Genomic DNA, 15,935 nt, shown 5'->3' on the forward strand with positions numbered 1-15,935 from the left:
CTTCAGGGGTTCTTCGGGCTTGGGGACGCGCCAGGCGCGGGCGGGGGAACTTCGGCAGGCAGGAACTTCTCGGCATGGTGGCAGGCCACCATGCGCTCGTCGAGCAGGCGCGGCAGCGGCCGCTCGCTGCGGCAGCGGTCGGTGGCATGGCCGCAGCGCGTGTTGAAGACGCAGCCCGGCGGCGGCGCGAGCGGCGAGGGCAACTCGCCCTTCAAGACGATGCGCTCGGCCACGAGGCCCGGCGTCGAGGCCAGCAGCGCCTGCGTGTACGGGTGCAGCGGGCGCGCGAAGATGCGCGCCTTCGGGCCCTGCTCCACCGCGTGGCCCAGGTACATCACGAGCACCTCGTGCGCGATGTGGCGCACGACGCCGAGGTCGTGCGAGATGAAGAGGTACGACAGCCCCAGCTCGGCCTGCAGGTCGGCCAGCAGGTTCAGCACCTGGGCCTGGATCGAGACGTCGAGCGCCGACACCGGCTCGTCGGCCACCAGCAGGCGCGGGTCGAGCATCAGCGCGCGCGCGATCGCGATGCGCTGGCGCTGGCCGCCCGAGAACATGTGCGGATAGCGGTTCGCGTACTCGGGCCGCAGGCCGACCCGGGCCAGCATCTCGCGCGCCTTCGCCGCCCGCTCGCTCTTGCCCAGGGTGGTGTTGATCGCCAGCGGGTCCTCGAGCACGGTGGCGATCTTCTTGCGCGGATTGAGCGAGCCGTAGGGATTCTGGAACACCAGTTGCACCGCCTGGCGCAGTTCGCGCCGCCGCTCTTGCGGTGGCGCGACCGCATCGTGGCCGACGAGCTGGAGGGAGCCCGCGGTCGGTTTCTCGATCAGCGCCACCATGCGCGCCAGCGTCGATTTGCCGCAGCCCGATTCGCCCACCACCGCGAGCGTGCGGCCCCGCTCGATGCGGAACGAGATGTTGCCCACCGCCTGCAGATGCGCCGGCGCACGGAACAGGCCGCGGCGCACGGCATACACACGCTGCAGGTCCCGGGCCTCGACCACGATGTCGCTCATCGCACGAACTCCACCACGCGCGCGCCATCGCGCGCCAGCGCGGCGTCGCGCTGCGGGTCGCCGAGCGCATAGTGGCAGCGCACCTGGCCGCCCATCCATTCGCGCAACTCGGGCCGCACCGCGCGCGAGTGCGCGGTCGCGTAGTCGCAGCGCGGCGCGAACAGGCAGCCTGCGGGCCGGTCGTGCACGCCGGGCACCACGCCGGCGATGGTCGCCAGCCGCCCTTCGCCGGCCGCGCGCTCGGGCAGCGCCGCCAGCAGGGCCGCGGTGTAGGGATGCTGCGGCGCCGCGAACAGCTCGGCGACGCCGCGTTCCTCCATCACCTGGCCCGCATACATCACGGCCACGCGCTGCGCCATCTCGCTGACCACGCCCATGTTGTGCGTGATCAGCACCAGGCCCATGCCGCGTTCCTTCTGGAGGCTGCGCAGCAGGTCGAGGATCTGGGCCTGGATCGTGACGTCGAGCGCGGTGGTGGGCTCGTCGGCGATCAGCAGCTTCGGGTTGCAGGCGATCGCCATCGCGATCATCACGCGCTGGTTCATGCCGCCGGAAAGCTGGTGCGGATAGCTGCCCAGCCGCGTGGAGGCGGCCGGGATGCCGACCTGCTCGAGCAACTCGGTGGCCCGCCTCCTGGCCTCGCGCTTGTCCAGGCGCAGGTGCAGCCGCAGTGTTTCCATCAGCTGCCAGCCGATCGTGAAGCAGGGGTTCAGGCTGGTGGTCGGCTCCTGGAAGATCATCGCGACGTCTTTGCCGACCAGTCCGCGCCGTGCCTTGTCCGACAGGCCGAGCAGGTCGTGGCCGTCGAAGCGAAGGTGCTGCGCGCGCACGCGCCCGGGCCATCCGATCAAGCCCATCAGCGCCATCATCGTGACGCTCTTGCCGGAGCCCGACTCGCCGACGATGCCGAGCACCTCGCCCTGCTCCAGCCGCAGGCTGACGCCATCGACCGCATGCAGCGTGCCGCCCTGGGTGGGGAACTCCACATGGAGGTCGCGGATGTCCAGGAGGGCCATGTCAGCGTTTGAGTTTCGGGTCGAGCGCATCGCGCAGCCCGTCGCCCAGCAGATTGAAGGCCAGCACCGCGGCGAGGATCGCCAGCCCCGGGAAGGTGACCACCCACCAGGCGCGCAGCACGAACTCGCGCGCGTCGGCCAGCATGGTGCCCCACTCGGGCGAGGGCGGCTGCGCGCCGAGGCCGAGGAAGCCGAGCGCGGCGGCGTCGAGGATGGCGGTCGAGACGCCCAGCGAAGCCTGGACGATCAGCGGTGCGGCGCAGTTGGGCAGCACTTCGCGGAACATCAGGCGCAGCGTGCCGGCGCCGCTCACGCGAGCCGCCGTGACGTAGTCGCGCGAGACCTCGGAGATGACCGCGGCGCGCGTGATGCGCACGTAGTGCGGCAGCACGACCACCGCCACCGCGAGCATCGCGTTGATCAGGCCCGGGCCGAGGATGGCGACGATCACGATCGCCAGCAGCAGGCTGGGCAGCGTGAGCACCACGTCCATCAGGCGCATGATCGCGATCTCGAGGATGCCCCGGAAGAAGCCCGCGATCAGCCCCAGCGCAATGCCGACGGCGGCCGAGATCGCGACCACCGCGACCCCGATCGACAGCGAAAGCCGGGCGCCGAACATGAGCCGCGAGAGGATGTCGCGGCCGATCGCATCGGTGCCCAGCAGGTGCGTGGCCGAACCGCCCTCCTGCCAGGCCGGCGGCCGCAGAAAGGCGGTGCTGTCGGTCTGGTTGGGCGCGTGCGGGGCCAGCCAGGGCGCGAACAGCGCGACCAGCAGCAGCACGACGATCACGCCCAGGCCGATCACCGCGCCGCGATTGGCCGAGAAGGAACCCCAGAACTCGCGCCACGGACCGGGTGGCGCGCTGATTGCTTCGACCGGAACGGCGGTGCTGCTCATCAGGATTGCCGGATGCGGGGGTTGATCAGGCCGTAGGCGACGTCGACCAGCACGTTGACCGTCATCACGATCACGCCGAGCAGCAGCATGCCGCCCTGCAGCACCGGATAGTCGCGCCGTCCGATGGCCTCGATCAGCCACTTGCCGACGCCCGGCCACGAGAAGATGGTCTCGGTCAGGATGGCGCCGGTGAACAGCACGCCGACCTGCAGCCCGATCACCGTGACCACCGGGATCAGCGCGTTGCGCAGCGCATGCACGCTCACCACGCGCAGCGGCGCCAGGCCCTTGGCGCGCGCGGTGCGGATGTAGTCCTCGCCGAGCACCTCGAGCATGGCCGAACGCGTCATGCGCGCGATGACGGCCAGCGTGTTGGTGCCCAGCACCACGGCCGGCAGGATGAGGTGCTGCAGCGCCGAGGCGAAGGCGCCCTTCTCGTCCGAGAGCAGCGAGTCGATCAGCAGGAAGCCGGTGACCGGCTCGATGAAGTACTGCACCGAGATCCGGCCCGACACCGGCGTCCACCCCAGCTGCACCGAGAAGAACAGGATCAGCAGCAGCCCCCACCAGAAGATCGGCATCGAATAGCCGGTCAGCGAGGTCGCCATCACGCCATGGTCGAACAGCGAGTTGCGCTTGACCGCCGCCAGGATGCCGGCCGGGATGCCCAGCAGCAGCGCGAACAGGATCGCGCACAGCGCCAGCTCGACGGTGGCCGGGAACAGCGCCAGGAACTCGCTCATCACGGGCTCCTGCGTGATGACCGACTTGCCGAGGTCGCCATGCAACACCCGGCCGATGTAGATGCCGTATTGCGTGAAGAGAGGCTGGTCGAGCCCGTAGTCCTTCAGCAGCGCTGCGTGGCGCGCCGGGTCGATGCCGCGCTCGCCGGCCAGCGTCTCGATCGGGTCGCCCGGCACCAGCCGGATGAGGAAGAACGCGAGCAGCGTCATGCCGATGAAGGTCGGCACGAGCAGGCTGGCCCGGGTGAGGATGAATCTGAACATTCAGCCCCAATATGCAAGAGCGATGCCGGGTCTGGTCCCCGGCCGAACCCTAAGAAGCTGCTTGCGATCTCCCTGGGGTCGCAAACAGGTTCCAGCTACTTCTTGGCGTCGCGCAGTTCGCGCCGCAGGATCTTGCCGACCGGCGTCTTCGGCAGATCGGTGCGGAACTCGATCACGCGCGGCTGCTTGTAGCCGGTGAGGTTGGCTCGGCAGTGGGCCCGCACGTCGGCCTCGGTCAGCTCGGGGTTCTTCTTGACGATCACCAGCTTGACGCCCTCGCCGGTCTTCTCGTCGGCGATGCCGACGGCGGCGCACTCGAGCACGCCCGGCATCTGCGCCACCACGTCCTCGATCTCGTTCGGATAGACGTTGAAGCCCGAGACCACGATCATGTCCTTCTTGCGGTCCACGATCTTGAAGTAGCCGCGCTCGTCGGCGATCGCGATGTCGCCGGTCTTGAAGTAGCCGTCCGGTGTCATGACCTTGGCGGTCTCGTCGGGCCGCTGCCAGTAGCCGGCCATGACCTGCGGGCCCCGCACCGCGAGTTCGCCCGCGGCGCCCGCGGGCACCTCGCGGCCTTCGTCGTCGATCAGCTTCACCTCGGTGTTCGGCAAAGGCACGCCGATGGTGCCGGTGTAGGCCGTGCTGGTGGTCGGATTGCAGGTGACCGACGGCGAGGTTTCCGACAGGCCATAGCCTTCGCAGATCGGGCAGCCGGTCTTCTCGAGCCAGAGCTTGGCCACCGCGCCCTGCACCGCCATGCCGCCGCCGACCGAGACCTTGAGGTTCTTCCAGTTGACGGTGTTGAAGTCCGGATGGTTCGCCAGGCCGTTGAAGAGCGTATTGACCGCGGGAAAGCTGTGGAAGGTGTGCTTGGACAGCTCCTTCAGCACCGCCGGAATGTCGCGCGGATTCGGGATCAGGATCAGCTTTCCGCCGGTGCGCATGCTGAGCATCATGTTCACCGTGAAGGCGAAGATGTGATAGAGCGGCAGCGCGCAGACGCTGGTCGGCTGCTCTCCGGCCGGCACCTTCTGCATGACCGGATCGTTCCAGGCCTCGGACTGCAGCACGTTGGCGATCACGTTGCGGTTCAGCAGCACCGCGCCCTTCGAGACACCCGTGGTGCCGCCCGTGTACTGCAGCACCGCGACATCGTCGGGACCGAGCGCCGGCGCCTGCAGGGTGCGCGAGGCACCCTTTTCGAGCGCGTCGTTGAAGCGCACCGCACCCGGCAGGCTGTAGGCCGGCACCATCTTCTTGACGCTGCGCACCACGTAGTTCACCAGCGCGCCCTTGAGGAAGCCGAGCCGGTCGCCCATCGAGGCCAGCACGATGTGCTTGACCGGCGTGGCGGCCAGGCACTGCTGCAGCGTGGTGCCGAAGTTCTCCATCAGCACGATCGCGATGGAGCCCGAATCCTTCAGCTGGTGCTCGAGTTCGCGCGGCGTGTAGAGCGGGTTGACGTTGACCACGATCATTCCGGCGCGCAGCACGCCGGCCACCGCGATCGGGTACTGCGGGCAGTTCGGCATCATGATCGCGACCCGGTCGCCCTTCGCCAGGCCCAGCCCCTGCAGGTAGCAGGCGAAGGCGCGGCTCTGGTGGTCGACCTCGCCGTAGCTCACGTCCTTGCCCATGAAGCTGTAGGCGGTGCGGTCGGCGTACTTGGTGAAGCTTTCTTCCATCAGCGCCACGAGGGAGGTGTAGCGCGAGGCGTCGATGTCGGCGGGCACGCCTTGCGGGTAGCTGCCGAGCCAGGGGCGATCAGTCACTGTGTGTCTCCAGAACGAAATCTCTAGGGGAAATTTGCCGCCATCGTAACTTGAGTGCCGGATGCGGCACGGGCCGCGACACTGCGCGGCCCGTGGTCTTCGTGCGGGCGCCGAGTGCTACTCGATCGCCTTGGCCATGTCCTCGACCACCTTCTTGGCGTCGCCGAAGACCATCATGGTCTTGTCCATGTAGAACAGCTCGTTGTCCAGGCCCGCATAGCCCGCGGCCATCGAGCGCTTGTTCACGATCACGGTCTTGGCCTTGTAGGCCTCCAGGATCGGCATGCCGTAGATCGGCGTGCCCTTCTGCAGCGCCGCCGGGTTCACGACGTCGTTGGCGCCCAGGATGATCGCCACGTCGGCCTGGCCGAACTCGCCGTTGATGTCCTCCATCTCGAACACCTGGTCGTAGGGCACCTCGGCCTCGGCCAAGAGCACGTTCATGTGGCCCGGCATGCGCCCGGCCACCGGGTGGATCGCGTACTTGACCGTCACGCCGTGCTCGGTGAGCTTGGCGGCGAGCTCCTTCACCGCGTGCTGGGCGCGCGCCACCGCCAGGCCGTAGCCCGGCACGATGATCACGGTCTCGGCGTTGCTGAGCACGAAGGCCGCGTCGTCGGCGCTGCCGCTCTTGACCGGGCGCTGCTCCTTGGCGCCGCCGCCGGCCGTGGCCGCCTCGCCGCCGAAGCCGCCCAGGATCACGTTGAAGAAGGAGCGGTTCATCGCCTTGCACATGATGTAGCTCAGGATCGCACCCGAGGAACCCACCAGCGAACCGGCCACGATCAGCATCGCGTTGTTCAGGCTGAAGCCGATGCCCGCGGCCGCCCAGCCCGAGTAGCTGTTGAGCATCGACACCACCACCGGCATGTCGGCGCCGCCGATCGGGATGATGATCAGCACGCCCATCACGAAGGCCAGCAGCAGCATCGCGAGGAAGGCCGTCCAGCTCTCGGTCGCCATGTAGACCAGGCCGAGCGCGATGGTCAGCAGGCCCAGCACCAGGTTCAGCATGTGCTGGCCCTTGAACTGCACCGGCGCGCCCTGGAACAGGCGGAACTTGTACTTGCCCGAGAGCTTGCCGAAGGCGATCACCGAACCGCTGAAGGTGATCGCGCCGATCGCCGCGCCCAGGAACAGCTCGAGCCGGTTGCCGGCCGGAATGGCGTAGCGCAGGAAGCCGTCGATGACCGCCGCGCCCTCGGGTGTCTGCACGCCGACCGCGGCCGCCACCGGGGGCGGCGTGATGCCGAAGGCCCAGGGTTCGACCACCGCGGCGACCGCGATGAAGACGGCTGCCAGGCCGATCATGCTGTGGAAGAAGGCCACCAGCTCGGGCATCTGCGTCATCTCGACGGTCTTGGCGCGGTAGGCGCCGTAGCCGCCGCCGACCACCACGCCCAGCAGCACCCAGGCCATGCCCATGGCCTTGCCGCCCGAGAGCTGCACGATCAGCGCGGCGGTGGTCAGCATGGCGATCGCCATGCCCACCATGCCGAAGATGTTGCCGCGGATCGAGGTGGTCGGATGGGACAGGCCCTTCAGGGCCTGGATGAAGCAGACGCTGGCGATGAGGTAAAGCAGCGTGACGACGTTCATGCTCATGCTGCATTCCCCTTGCCGGTCGCTTCAGCAGCCGGGGCCGCCTTCTTGTCCTTCTTCTTGAACATCTCCAGCATGCGACGCGTGACCAGGAAGCCGCCGAAGACGTTGACCGCGGCCAGCGCCACGGCCAGCACGCCCATGGTCTTGCCCAGGCCGCTCTCGGTCAGCGCGGCCGCGAGCATCGCGCCCACGATCACGATCGCCGAGATCGCATTGGTGACCGCCATCAGCGGCGTGTGAAGCGCCGGCGTGACGGTCCACACCACGTGGTAGCCGACGTAGATCGCCAGCACGAAGATGATCAGGTTGATGACGGTATGGGATACGGGATCCATGGCGGTGCTCCTGCGGGTTCGCTCTGTACGGGCTTACTTCTTGGTGACCTGGCCGTCCTGCGCCATGCGGCAGGCGGCGACGATGTCGTCCTCGAGGTCGATCTTCAGGCCGCCCTCCTTGGGCAGGATCAGCTTGAGGAAGTCGAGCACGTTGCGCGCATAGAGCGACGACGCATCGGCGGCGACCAGCGCCGGCAGGTTGGTCTCGCCGACGATGGTCACGCCGTGCTTGACCACCGTCTTGTCGGCCTCCGACAAGGGGCAGTTGCCGCCCACGCCGTCGGCGCCCTTGCCGGCCGCGATGTCGACGATCACCGAGCCCGGCTTCATCGACTTGACCATGTCCTCGGTGATGAGCGTCGGCGCCGCGCGCCCCGGGATCAGCGCGGTGCTGATCACGATGTCGGCCAGCGCCACGCGCTTGGCGACCTCGACCTGCTGGCGCGCCAGCCAGCTCGGCGGCATCGGCTTGGCATAGCCGCCGACGCCGACCGCGGCTTCCTTCTCTTCGTCGGTGTCGTAGGAGACCTCGATGAACTTGCCGCCCAGCGATTCGATCTGCTCCTTCACGCTCGGGCGCACGTCGGAGGCCTCGATCACCGCGCCCAGGCGCTTGGCCGTGGCGATGGCCTGCAGTCCGGCCACGCCCACGCCCAGGATCACGACCCGGGCGGCCTTCACGGTGCCGGCCGCGGTCATCAGCATCGGGAAGAAGCGCTGGTAATTGTCGGCGGCGACGATCACGGCCTTGTAGCCCGCGATGTTGGCCTGCGAGGACAGCACGTCCATGCTCTGGGCGCGCGTGGTGCGCGGCGCGGCCTCCAGCGCGAAGGCCGTGAGCCTTGCCGCGGCCAGGCGCTGCAGGCCGGCGGCGTCGAAGGGGTTGAGCATGCCGATGACGACGCTGCCCGGCTTGATCAGCGCGATCTCGTTGTCGAACGGGGAGCGCACCTTGAGCACGATCTCGGCGCCAAAGGCACCCGCGGCATCGGTGATCTCGGCACCGGCGGCCTGGTAGGCGGCATCGGTGACGCTGGCGGCCACGCCGGCGCCCGATTGCACCCGCACCACATGGCCCTGCGCCACGAGCTTCTTCGCGGTCTCCGGGGTGACGGCGACGCGGGTCTCGCCTGTCGCGGTTTCGAGCGGCACGCCTATCAGCATGAAGGTCTCCTCAGGGCAGCATTTGGAATTCGCGCGAGCTTACCCGAAGACGCAACCCGGAAACTGTCCCCCGGGTGCCGCCGCCATGGCGGCCTTTGGAGCCCCCGGCCTGCCCTTGCTGCTATCAAATCACTAGCGCAAGGAATCGGGGACGGCTGGGTACACTGTCGCCGGGATGACCGGCACGAAGAAGCCGGCGCTCGAAAACGAAGAGACACAGGGGGATGAAATGCGTATAGCGGCACTCGATGACGAGGCGCATCAGCTCGAGCTGATCCGCCATTCGGTGGAGGTCATTGGCCACGAGTGCCATGGCTATGCCGACGGCAAGTCGCTGCTGCGCGACCTGCACCGCGAGACCTACGACCTGCTGGTCCTCGATTGGCGCTTGCCCGACATCGAAGGCCCGCGCGTGGTTCGATGGATCCGCGAGGACCTGGGCAACCCGATGCCGATCCTGTTCGTCACCCATCGCAGCGAGGAGAAGGACCTGGTCGAAGGGCTGGCCGCTGGCGCGGACGACTTCATGGCCAAGCCGATCCGGGTGTCCGAACTTCAGGCCCGCGTGCGGGCGCTGCTGCGCCGCGCCTATCCGGCCCACCACGGCGGCGAGATCAGCTTCCGGAACTACCGCTTCTATCCGTCGACCCGCACCTTGCGGATCGCCGGCAAGCCGGTCGACATGAGCCGGCGCGAGTACGAACTGGCGCTGTTCCTGTTCCAGAACCTCGGCCGGCTGCTGTCGCGCGAGCACCTGCGCGAGGCAGTCTGGGGCAAGGGCGTCGAATCGCCTTCGCGCTCGCTCGACACCCATGTTTCCCGTATCCGCCAGAAGCTCGACCTCCAGCCTTCCAACGGCTTCCTGCTATCCGCCGTGTATGGCCTGGGCTATCGGCTGGAGCCGCTCGACGGCGACACGCTCTCGCCGCTGCACTCGGACGCGGGGCGATGAGCCCCCGCCCGGCCGTTCCGAAGGGGGCTCGCACCGCAGTGCGCAGCACGGAGGTTGTCTTGTGAGCGCGGCGCCCGCCGAGCACGACAACATCACGCCGCTGCGGCTGGCCGAACGGCAGCGCGACGAGGCGCTGCGCTTCCTGTCGCACGATGCGCGCGTGGCCTGTGCCACGATCATCGGCATGGTGGAGCTGACGCGCGCGAGTTCCGCGGCCCTCGGCCTCGAGCCGTTGCTGTCGAGCATCGAGCGCGAGGCGCGGGCGGGCCTCTCCCGCTGCGACGGTTTTCTCGCGCTGGCGCGGGCGGAGGCGCAGCCCTTGCGCCTCGAAGCGCTCGACCTGGTGTCGCTGCTGCAGCAGTCGATCGACCAGGCCTGGCCGCTGGCGCGCGAGCGCCAGGTCCGCATCCGCGCTGAATCCTCGCTCGCCGCCGCACCCTGCGAGGCCGACCGGGGCCTGCTGGCGCGCGCGCTCCAGGCCTTGCTTCAGCAAGCGCTCGAGCGTTGTACGCCGGGCGCGGATCTGCACTGCGGCGTCGCAGCCGAAGGCGATCGATGGTGCGTGGTCTTCGATGGCCCCAGCCCCGCGCCGGCGGTCGAGCTACATTGCCGCCTGGCCCGCACCGTGGCACGGCGCCACGGCGGATCGCTCGAGACCGAACAGCGGCCCGGCGGCGGCTGCCTCAGGCTCCGGCTGCCGAAGCGAAGCGGGCCGCGGACATCGCACGAGGAAGAATGAGCATGGACATGCGCTGGAAACCCAACGTCACGGTGGCTGCCGTGATCGAGCGGCAAGGCCGCTACCTGCTGGTCGAAGAAGAGACGCCCGACGGCCTGCTTCTGAATACGCCGGCCGGCCACCTCGACCCCGGCGAATCGCCCGCCGACGGCTGCGTGCGCGAGACGCTCGAAGAAACCGCCCACCACTTCACGCCCACCGCCCTGGTCGGGATCTACCTGGCGCGCAGCCGCCAGCCCGAGGACATCACCTACCTGCGCTTCGCCTTCACCGGCACCCTGGGCGCATTCGAGCCGGCGCGTGCGCTCGACCACGGCATCGTGCGCACGCTGTGGCTGACGGTCGACGAGATCCGCGCCAGCACCGCGCGGCATCGCAGCCCGCTGCTGCTCCAGGGCGTCGAAGACCACCTGGCCGGCAAGCGCTATCCGCTGGAACTGGTGCGCGTCGACCCGTCGCTCAAGGGCTGACGCTGGCGATCACGCCGCCGCCGAGGCAGACCTCGCCGTCGTACAGCACGGCCGACTGCCCGGGCGTGACGGCCCACTGCGGCTGGTCGAAGTCGAGCCGGAAGGCGCCATCGGCGCCTTCGCCGAGACGGCAGGCGGCATCGGCCTGGCGGTAGCGCGACTTGGCACCCAGCGGGCCGGCCGCGGGCGCGCTGCCCGACACCCAGCTGGCATCGTCGGCCTCGAGCGTCGGCGACAGCAGCCACGGATGGTCGTGGCCCTGCACCACCCACAGCGTGTTGCTGGCGACATCCTTGCGCGCCACGAACCACGGCGCATGGTCGCCGGCGCCGCGCTGCGCGCCCTTGGCCTTGATGCCGCCGATGCCCAGGCCCTGGCGCTGGCCCAGCGTGTAGAAGCTCAGGCCCTGGTGCTCGCCGATCTGGCGGCCGCGCTCGTCGCGGATCGGGCCCGGCTCCTTCGAGATGTAGCGGTTGAGGAACTCTCGGAACGGCCGCTCGCCGATGAAGCAGATGCCGGTGGAGTCCTTCTTCTTCGCGTTCGGCAGGCCGATCTGGTCGGCGATGCGCCGCACCTCGGTCTTGTGCAGTTCGCCGACCGGGAACAGCGTCTTGGAGAGCTGCTGCTGGTTGAGGCGATGCAGGAAGTAGCTCTGGTCCTTGGCCGGATCGAGGCCCTTGAGCAGTTCGTGCAGGCCGGTGGCGGCATCGAGGCGCACGCGCGCATAGTGACCCGTGGCGATCTTCTCGGCGCCCAGGCGCATCGCGTGGTCGAGGAAGGCCTTGAACTTGATCTCGGCATTGCACAGCACGTCCGGGTTCGGCGTGCGGCCGGCCTGGTATTCGCGCAGGAACTCGGCGAACACGCGGTCCTTGTAGTCGGCCGCGAAGTTGACGTGCTCGATCTCGATGCCGAGCACGTCGGCCACGCTGGCGGCGTCGATGAAGTCGATGTTCGACGAGCAGTACTCGCTGTCGTCGTCGTCTTCCCAGTTCTTCATGAAGATGCCGACCACCTCGTGGCCATGCTGCTTCAGCAGGTGCGCCGTGACCGCGGAATCGACTCCGCCGCTCAGGCCCACCACGATGCGCTGCTTTTTCATAGGGCGGTGATTGTCCCAGCACCCGCATGCCGGTGCCGGCGGCGGGTCAAATCAGCGCGCCGCCGCCTGTTCGCGGAGTTCGGCCAGGATCTCGTAGGAGCGCAGCCGCGCTTCATGGTCGAAGACCTGCGAGGTGATCATCAGCTCGTCGGCGCCGGTGCGCTCGACGAAGGCCTCGATGCCGGCGCGCACCGTGTCGCGCGAGCCGACCGCGGAACACGAGAGCACCGAGTCGAGCAAGGCGTTCTCGGCCGGCCCGACCTTCTGCCGGTAGCCCGCCACCGGCGGCGGCAGGCGGCCGGGCCGGCCGCTGCGCAGGTTCACGAAGGCCTGCTGCCAGGAGGTGGCGCGGAACTGGGCTTCCTCGTCGGTCTCGGCCGCGAACACGTTGAAGCCCAGCATCACGTAGGGCTTGGCCAGCTGCGCCGAGGGCTTGAAGGTCTCGCGGTAGATGCGGATCGCCTGCATCAGCTGCTGCGGCGCGAAGTGGGAGGCGAAGGCGTAAGGCAGGCCCAGGTGAGCCGCCAGCTGGGCGCCGAAGGTGCTGGAGCCGAGGATCCACACCGGCACCTCGAGCCCGCGGCCGGGCACCGCGAGCACCGGCTGGCGCGGCTCCTTGGACATGAAATCCATCAGCTCGACGACGTCCTGCGGGAATTGGTCGGAATCGGATTGCAGGTCGCGCCGCAGCGCCTGCGCCGTGCGCTGGTCGGAGCCCGGCGCGCGACCCAGGCCGAGGTCGATGCGCCCGGGGTAGAGCGACTCCAGGGTGCCGAACTGCTCGGCGATCACCAGCGGCGAATGGTTCGGCAGCATCACGCCGCCGGCGCCGATGCGAATGGTCGAAGTGCCGGCGCCGATATGCGCCAGCAGCACCGCGGTGGCGGCGCTCGCGATGCCCGGCATGCCGTGGTGCTCGGCCAGCCAGTAGCGCCGGTAGCCCAGCTTCTCGCCGTGCTGCGCCAGCGACAGCGAATTGCGGAAGGACTGCGCGGGGTCGCTGCCCTCGGTGACGGGGGAGAGGTCGAGGATGGAAAACGGAATCATGCCGCTATCTTGGCCCGGATCACGCGTCTTCAAGCAGCGAAGGGATATTGGCCCGACTCCGGGTAGGCTTGCGGCCATGACCCTGCGCCGCCTCGGATCCGCCGTGCTTGCTTTCGTGCTGTTGCTGGCCCTGGGCGGCTGCGGCTCGCTGCCGAGCGACGTCCATCGCCGGGTGTCCATGAGCCAGCCCGCCGCGCCCGAAGAGAGTCCGCTGGCCCGGCTGGCCGCCAGCGAGCTGCCGGCCGGCGCGCAGTCGGGCTTCCGGCTGCTGCCGCTCGGCGCCTATGGCCTCGATGCCCGGCTGGCGCTGATCGAGCGCGCCACCCGCAGCCTGGACCTCCAGGTCTACATCATGGAGAACGACGAGTCGGGCCGCGCGGTGTTCGCGGCACTGCGCGACGCCGCCCTGCGCGGCGTGCGCGTGCGGCTGCTGCTCGACGACTTCAACAGCGCCGGCGCCGAGCCGCTGCTGGAGGCGCTGGTCGGCGTGCCGCAGCTCGAGATCCGCGTCTTCAATCCCTTCTGCTGCGCGCGCCGGAGCCTGCCCGGGCGCATCGCGACTTCGCTCGGCGACCTGCCCCGGCTCGACCACCGGATGCACAACAAGCTGATGATCGCCGACGGCGCGCTGGCGATCGTCGGCGGCCGCAACATCGCCGACGAGTACTTCGGCCGCAGCCCGGTCGCGAACTTCATCGACCTCGACGCGATCGCCGCCGGCCGCGTGGTGCCGCAGCTGGGCGTGCTCTTCGACCGCTACTGGAACAGCGAGGAGTCCTTTCCGGTCGAGACCCTGGTCCAGCCGCCCTCGCCGGTCGCCGATGGAGCCGCCACCCTGGCCCAGCTGCTGCCCGCGAACGCGGCCCGGATCGAGCTCGCGCTGCCGCCCGTCGACCTGCTGGGACGCGAACCGGTCGGCAGGGAGCTGGCGGCGAATCGCCTGAGCCTGGTGCCCGGGCTCGCCTATGGCGTCGCCGACCTGCCGTCCAAGCGGCTGCAGATGGGGGACGAGCTCGAGGTCCACAGCCTGATGACCGGCGCGGTGAGCCAGATGCTCGGCACCCGCGACGAGCTGGTGGTGAGCTCGCCCTACCTGGTGCCGGGCACGCGCGGCATGGCCGTGCTGCACAGCCTGCAGCGCAAGGGCGTCGACGTCACGCTGGTGACCAACTCGCTGTCGGCCAATGATTCGGCGCTGGTCTATCTCGGCTATGCACGCTACCGGCAACCGATCCTGCGCGCCGGCGTCAAGCTGTACGAGGTCAGTGCGCAGCCCTCGGCCTCGACCACGCGCCCGTTCTTCAGCGGCTCCTCGCGCGGCCGCCTGCATGCGAAGCTGGTGGTGATCGACCGGGAGGTGGTGCTGCTGGGCTCGCTGAACCTCGACCCGCGCTCGGCCCGCCGCAACACCGAGCTGGGCGTGGCCATCGACAGCCCGGCGCTGGCGCAGGAGGCGCTGCGGCTGCTGGAGGCCATGAAGAGCGAAGCCTACGGCGTGCGGCTCGAGGGGCAGGGCGACATGCTGTCCTGGGTGCTGCCCGCCGCGGGGGAGCAGGACCAGGGCGTCGACATCGAACCCGGGACTTCGCCCTTGAACGCGCTGCAGCGCATGCTGCTGCAGCCGCTGGTTCCGGAAGACCTGCTCTAGGGCCGCCCTATGCGAGGGCCTTGGCCTTGAGGCGCTCGAACTCTTCCTTGGTGATCGTGCCGGCGTCGAGCAGCGCCTTGGCATCGGCGATGTGCTCGGCCGGCGATTTGCCCGCCACTTCGCGGATGTAGGCGTCGGTGTCGGACTTCGCGCGCTGCAGGCTGGCGCGCTGGCGCTCGGCCATGCCGCGGCCGCGCGTGACGATGTAGATGATGGCCGTCAGGCCCGGGATGATCACCAGTCCGATGATCCACAGCACCTTGGCCCCGCCGCCGAGCTCCGAATCGCGGAACAGGTCGCCGATGATCTGGAACAGGATGAGCAGGTAGACGATGAGGACGAAGGTCGACAGCAGGAGTTGGATCAGGTCCCAAAAATTGCTCATGTGGATCTTTCTAGCGAGTTGGAAATCGAGGAACGGGTCCGGGCGCTCAGGGCCGCCGCGTGGCGCCGTGCGCCATCGAGCGCAGCAGGCTCAGCACGAAGCCGCCGGTGAACATGCCCAGCACGTAGATGAGCAGCACCAGCACCGAGATCGGCAGCGTGACGCTCATCGAGAACAGGGAGACGGTGGCCGTCTCCAGGTTCTGGAACTTGAACAGCAGGACGATGCCGGCCAGGATCACGATCAGCGCGATGTAGACGAAGCGATGCATGTGGCTCTCTCCTTGGGTGAAGTGACTGCGGGACGATTCTTCATCCGGCCGGCCCGCGCTGCTGGCCCGGCGGCCGCATCGGCGGCGGCGGCGGCGGACGGAACGACGGCGACCCCCAGTTCGACCACTGGTTGCGGTTCAGGTCCCAGGGCCGCCCGCGGTAGTGCCGGTCCCAGTAGCTCGGCACCGAGAAGTTGACGATCGGCGCGCGGCGCGCCGAGTTCGAGAGGTAGCGCGAATCGACCCAGCCGCGGCTGCGGCCCGCGGCGACATCGCACCAGCGCCAGCGCGAGGTGCAGCCGAACACGCGCACGGTGGTGCGCGCCGGCAGCCAGGTCACGAGCGGGAATGCGCGATCGGGCCCGGCGCGCAGGTTGACCGCCTGCAAGGTGGAGGCCGACTGCTGTGCCAGCGCCGACAGCGCCGACAGCGCCGACAGCGGCAGCAGCAGCGCGAGCGCGGCGAACCGGCGGAACGAAAGCGGCAGCTGCATGGCGTCTTC

General features: G+C 69.0%; 17 protein-coding genes. 4 read left to right on the forward strand and 13 right to left on the reverse strand.

The genetic code is table 11. From position 1 onward, the window contains the following. Positions 1-2: 2 nt before the first annotated feature. The 8 genes from QTI45_RS19580 to QTI45_RS19615 all read right to left on the reverse strand — a co-directional run bounded on the left by QTI45_RS19580 (position 3) and on the right by QTI45_RS19615 (position 8,819). On the reverse strand, positions 3-1,016 hold the full coding sequence (locus QTI45_RS19580) for a dipeptide ABC transporter ATP-binding protein (protein WP_286655569.1): 1,014 nt from the start codon (positions 1,014-1,016) through the stop codon (positions 3-5). Further along, positions 1,013-2,032 carry an ABC transporter ATP-binding protein gene (locus QTI45_RS19585; RefSeq protein WP_286372108.1) on the reverse strand — a complete coding sequence of 340 codons (1,020 nt, stop codon included), beginning with the start codon at positions 2,030-2,032 and terminating at the stop codon, positions 1,013-1,015. The genes QTI45_RS19580 and QTI45_RS19585 overlap by 4 nt, the downstream gene beginning before the upstream one ends. Position 2,033: 1 nt before the next feature. Next, on the reverse strand, positions 2,034-2,933 hold the full coding sequence (locus tag QTI45_RS19590) for an ABC transporter permease subunit (protein ID WP_286372109.1): 900 nt from the start codon (positions 2,931-2,933) through the stop codon (positions 2,034-2,036). After that, a complete protein-coding gene (locus QTI45_RS19595; protein ID WP_286372110.1) occupies positions 2,933-3,940 on the reverse strand; it encodes an ABC transporter permease subunit in 1,008 nt (335 codons plus the stop codon). Before QTI45_RS19595 ends, QTI45_RS19590 begins: the two co-directional genes overlap by 1 nt. A 95-nt stretch (positions 3,941-4,035) precedes the next feature. Continuing rightward, positions 4,036-5,715 carry a long-chain-fatty-acid--CoA ligase gene (locus QTI45_RS19600; RefSeq protein WP_286655570.1) on the reverse strand — a complete coding sequence of 560 codons (1,680 nt, stop codon included), beginning with the start codon at positions 5,713-5,715 and terminating at the stop codon, positions 4,036-4,038. A gap of 117 nt (positions 5,716-5,832) precedes the next feature. Beyond that, positions 5,833-7,320, reverse strand: coding sequence for an NAD(P)(+) transhydrogenase (Re/Si-specific) subunit beta (locus QTI45_RS19605; protein ID WP_286655571.1), 1,488 nt, complete (start codon positions 7,318-7,320; stop codon positions 5,833-5,835). After that, positions 7,317-7,655: an NAD(P) transhydrogenase subunit alpha part 2 gene (locus QTI45_RS19610; protein ID WP_286511333.1), complete on the reverse strand. Its 339-nt coding sequence runs from the start codon at positions 7,653-7,655 to the stop codon at positions 7,317-7,319. Before QTI45_RS19610 ends, QTI45_RS19605 begins: the two co-directional genes overlap by 4 nt. Positions 7,656-7,688: 33 nt before the next feature. Continuing rightward, entirely contained in the window at positions 7,689-8,819 is a 1,131-nt protein-coding gene (locus QTI45_RS19615; protein WP_286655572.1) for a Re/Si-specific NAD(P)(+) transhydrogenase subunit alpha, read from the reverse strand. Between the two features lie 229 nt (positions 8,820-9,048). On the opposite strand from QTI45_RS19615, the gene QTI45_RS19620 reads away from it, so the two are divergent. The 3 genes from QTI45_RS19620 (at position 9,049) to QTI45_RS19630 (ending at position 10,980) form a co-directional block, all read left to right on the forward strand. Further along, on the forward strand, positions 9,049-9,771 hold the full coding sequence (locus tag QTI45_RS19620; protein ID WP_286371667.1) for a response regulator transcription factor: 723 nt from the start codon (positions 9,049-9,051) through the stop codon (positions 9,769-9,771). Between the two features lie 61 nt (positions 9,772-9,832). Continuing rightward, positions 9,833-10,510 carry a sensor histidine kinase gene (locus tag QTI45_RS19625; RefSeq protein ID WP_286655573.1) on the forward strand — a complete coding sequence of 226 codons (678 nt, stop codon included), beginning with the start codon at positions 9,833-9,835 and terminating at the stop codon, positions 10,508-10,510. Positions 10,511-10,512: 2 nt separating this feature from the next. Continuing rightward, positions 10,513-10,980 (forward strand): NUDIX hydrolase, encoded by a 468-nt coding sequence (locus QTI45_RS19630; protein ID WP_286371669.1) that lies wholly within the window; start codon positions 10,513-10,515, stop codon positions 10,978-10,980. Here QTI45_RS19630 and mnmA read toward each other — a convergent pair. Both mnmA and QTI45_RS19640 read right to left on the reverse strand, forming a co-directional pair. After that, positions 10,970-12,082, reverse strand: a complete 1,113-nt coding sequence (gene mnmA / locus QTI45_RS19635) for a tRNA 2-thiouridine(34) synthase MnmA (protein ID WP_286655574.1) — start codon at positions 12,080-12,082, stop codon at positions 10,970-10,972. The two genes, QTI45_RS19630 and mnmA, sit on opposite strands and share 11 nt — an antisense overlap. A gap of 51 nt (positions 12,083-12,133) precedes the next feature. Then, a complete protein-coding gene (locus QTI45_RS19640; protein WP_286371671.1) occupies positions 12,134-13,129 on the reverse strand; it encodes an LLM class flavin-dependent oxidoreductase in 996 nt (331 codons plus the stop codon). Positions 13,130-13,205: 76 nt separating this feature from the next. Between QTI45_RS19640 and QTI45_RS19645 the strand changes: the two genes are divergently transcribed. Further along, positions 13,206-14,777 (forward strand): phospholipase D-like domain-containing protein, encoded by a 1,572-nt coding sequence (locus tag QTI45_RS19645; protein ID WP_286655575.1) that lies wholly within the window; start codon positions 13,206-13,208, stop codon positions 14,775-14,777. Between the two features lie 7 nt (positions 14,778-14,784). Here the strand turns inward: QTI45_RS19645 and QTI45_RS19650 are convergent, their stop codons facing one another. From QTI45_RS19650 to QTI45_RS19660, 3 genes are read right to left on the reverse strand one after another with little or no spacing between them, the layout of a single operon-like run. Continuing rightward, entirely contained in the window at positions 14,785-15,162 is a 378-nt protein-coding gene (locus tag QTI45_RS19650; protein WP_286371673.1) for an SHOCT domain-containing protein, read from the reverse strand. A 46-nt stretch (positions 15,163-15,208) separates the two neighbouring features. Beyond that, a complete protein-coding gene (locus tag QTI45_RS19655) occupies positions 15,209-15,433 on the reverse strand; it encodes a LapA family protein (RefSeq protein ID WP_286371674.1) in 225 nt (74 codons plus the stop codon). A 40-nt stretch (positions 15,434-15,473) separates the two neighbouring features. Further along, positions 15,474-15,926, reverse strand: a complete 453-nt coding sequence (locus QTI45_RS19660) for an SH3 domain-containing protein (protein WP_286655576.1) — start codon at positions 15,924-15,926, stop codon at positions 15,474-15,476. Positions 15,927-15,935 lie beyond the last annotated feature (9 nt).

This window comes from Variovorax saccharolyticus (genome assembly GCF_030316765.1).
Taxonomy (GTDB): Bacteria; Pseudomonadota; Gammaproteobacteria; order Burkholderiales; family Burkholderiaceae_C; genus Variovorax; species Variovorax saccharolyticus.

What these genes read in the sequence shown, in the direction of transcription:
- QTI45_RS19580 (WP_286655569.1), bottom strand. Translation starts at nt 1,016, where the DNA reads ATGAGCGACATCGTGGTCGAGGCCCGGGACCTGCAGCGTGTGTATGCC.
- QTI45_RS19585 (WP_286372108.1), bottom strand. Translation starts at nt 2,032, where the DNA reads ATGGCCCTCCTGGACATCCGCGACCTCCATGTGGAGTTCCCCACCCAG.
- QTI45_RS19590 (WP_286372109.1), bottom strand. Translation starts at nt 2,933, where the DNA reads ATGAGCAGCACCGCCGTTCCGGTCGAAGCAATCAGCGCGCCACCCGGT.
- QTI45_RS19595 (WP_286372110.1), bottom strand. Translation starts at nt 3,940, where the DNA reads ATGTTCAGATTCATCCTCACCCGGGCCAGCCTGCTCGTGCCGACCTTC.
- QTI45_RS19605 (WP_286655571.1), bottom strand. Translation starts at nt 7,320, where the DNA reads ATGAGCATGAACGTCGTCACGCTGCTTTACCTCATCGCCAGCGTCTGC.
- QTI45_RS19610 (WP_286511333.1), bottom strand. Translation starts at nt 7,655, where the DNA reads ATGGATCCCGTATCCCATACCGTCATCAACCTGATCATCTTCGTGCTG.
- QTI45_RS19615 (WP_286655572.1), bottom strand. Translation starts at nt 8,819, where the DNA reads ATGCTGATAGGCGTGCCGCTCGAAACCGCGACAGGCGAGACCCGCGTC.
- QTI45_RS19620 (WP_286371667.1), top strand. Translation starts at nt 9,049, where the DNA reads ATGCGTATAGCGGCACTCGATGACGAGGCGCATCAGCTCGAGCTGATC.
- QTI45_RS19630 (WP_286371669.1), top strand. Translation starts at nt 10,513, where the DNA reads ATGGACATGCGCTGGAAACCCAACGTCACGGTGGCTGCCGTGATCGAG.
- mnmA (WP_286655574.1), bottom strand. Translation starts at nt 12,082, where the DNA reads ATGAAAAAGCAGCGCATCGTGGTGGGCCTGAGCGGCGGAGTCGATTCC.
- QTI45_RS19640 (WP_286371671.1), bottom strand. Translation starts at nt 13,129, where the DNA reads ATGATTCCGTTTTCCATCCTCGACCTCTCCCCCGTCACCGAGGGCAGC.
- QTI45_RS19645 (WP_286655575.1), top strand. Translation starts at nt 13,206, where the DNA reads ATGACCCTGCGCCGCCTCGGATCCGCCGTGCTTGCTTTCGTGCTGTTG.
- QTI45_RS19650 (WP_286371673.1), bottom strand. Translation starts at nt 15,162, where the DNA reads ATGAGCAATTTTTGGGACCTGATCCAACTCCTGCTGTCGACCTTCGTC.
- QTI45_RS19655 (WP_286371674.1), bottom strand. Translation starts at nt 15,433, where the DNA reads ATGCATCGCTTCGTCTACATCGCGCTGATCGTGATCCTGGCCGGCATC.
- QTI45_RS19660 (WP_286655576.1), bottom strand. Translation starts at nt 15,926, where the DNA reads ATGCAGCTGCCGCTTTCGTTCCGCCGGTTCGCCGCGCTCGCGCTGCTG.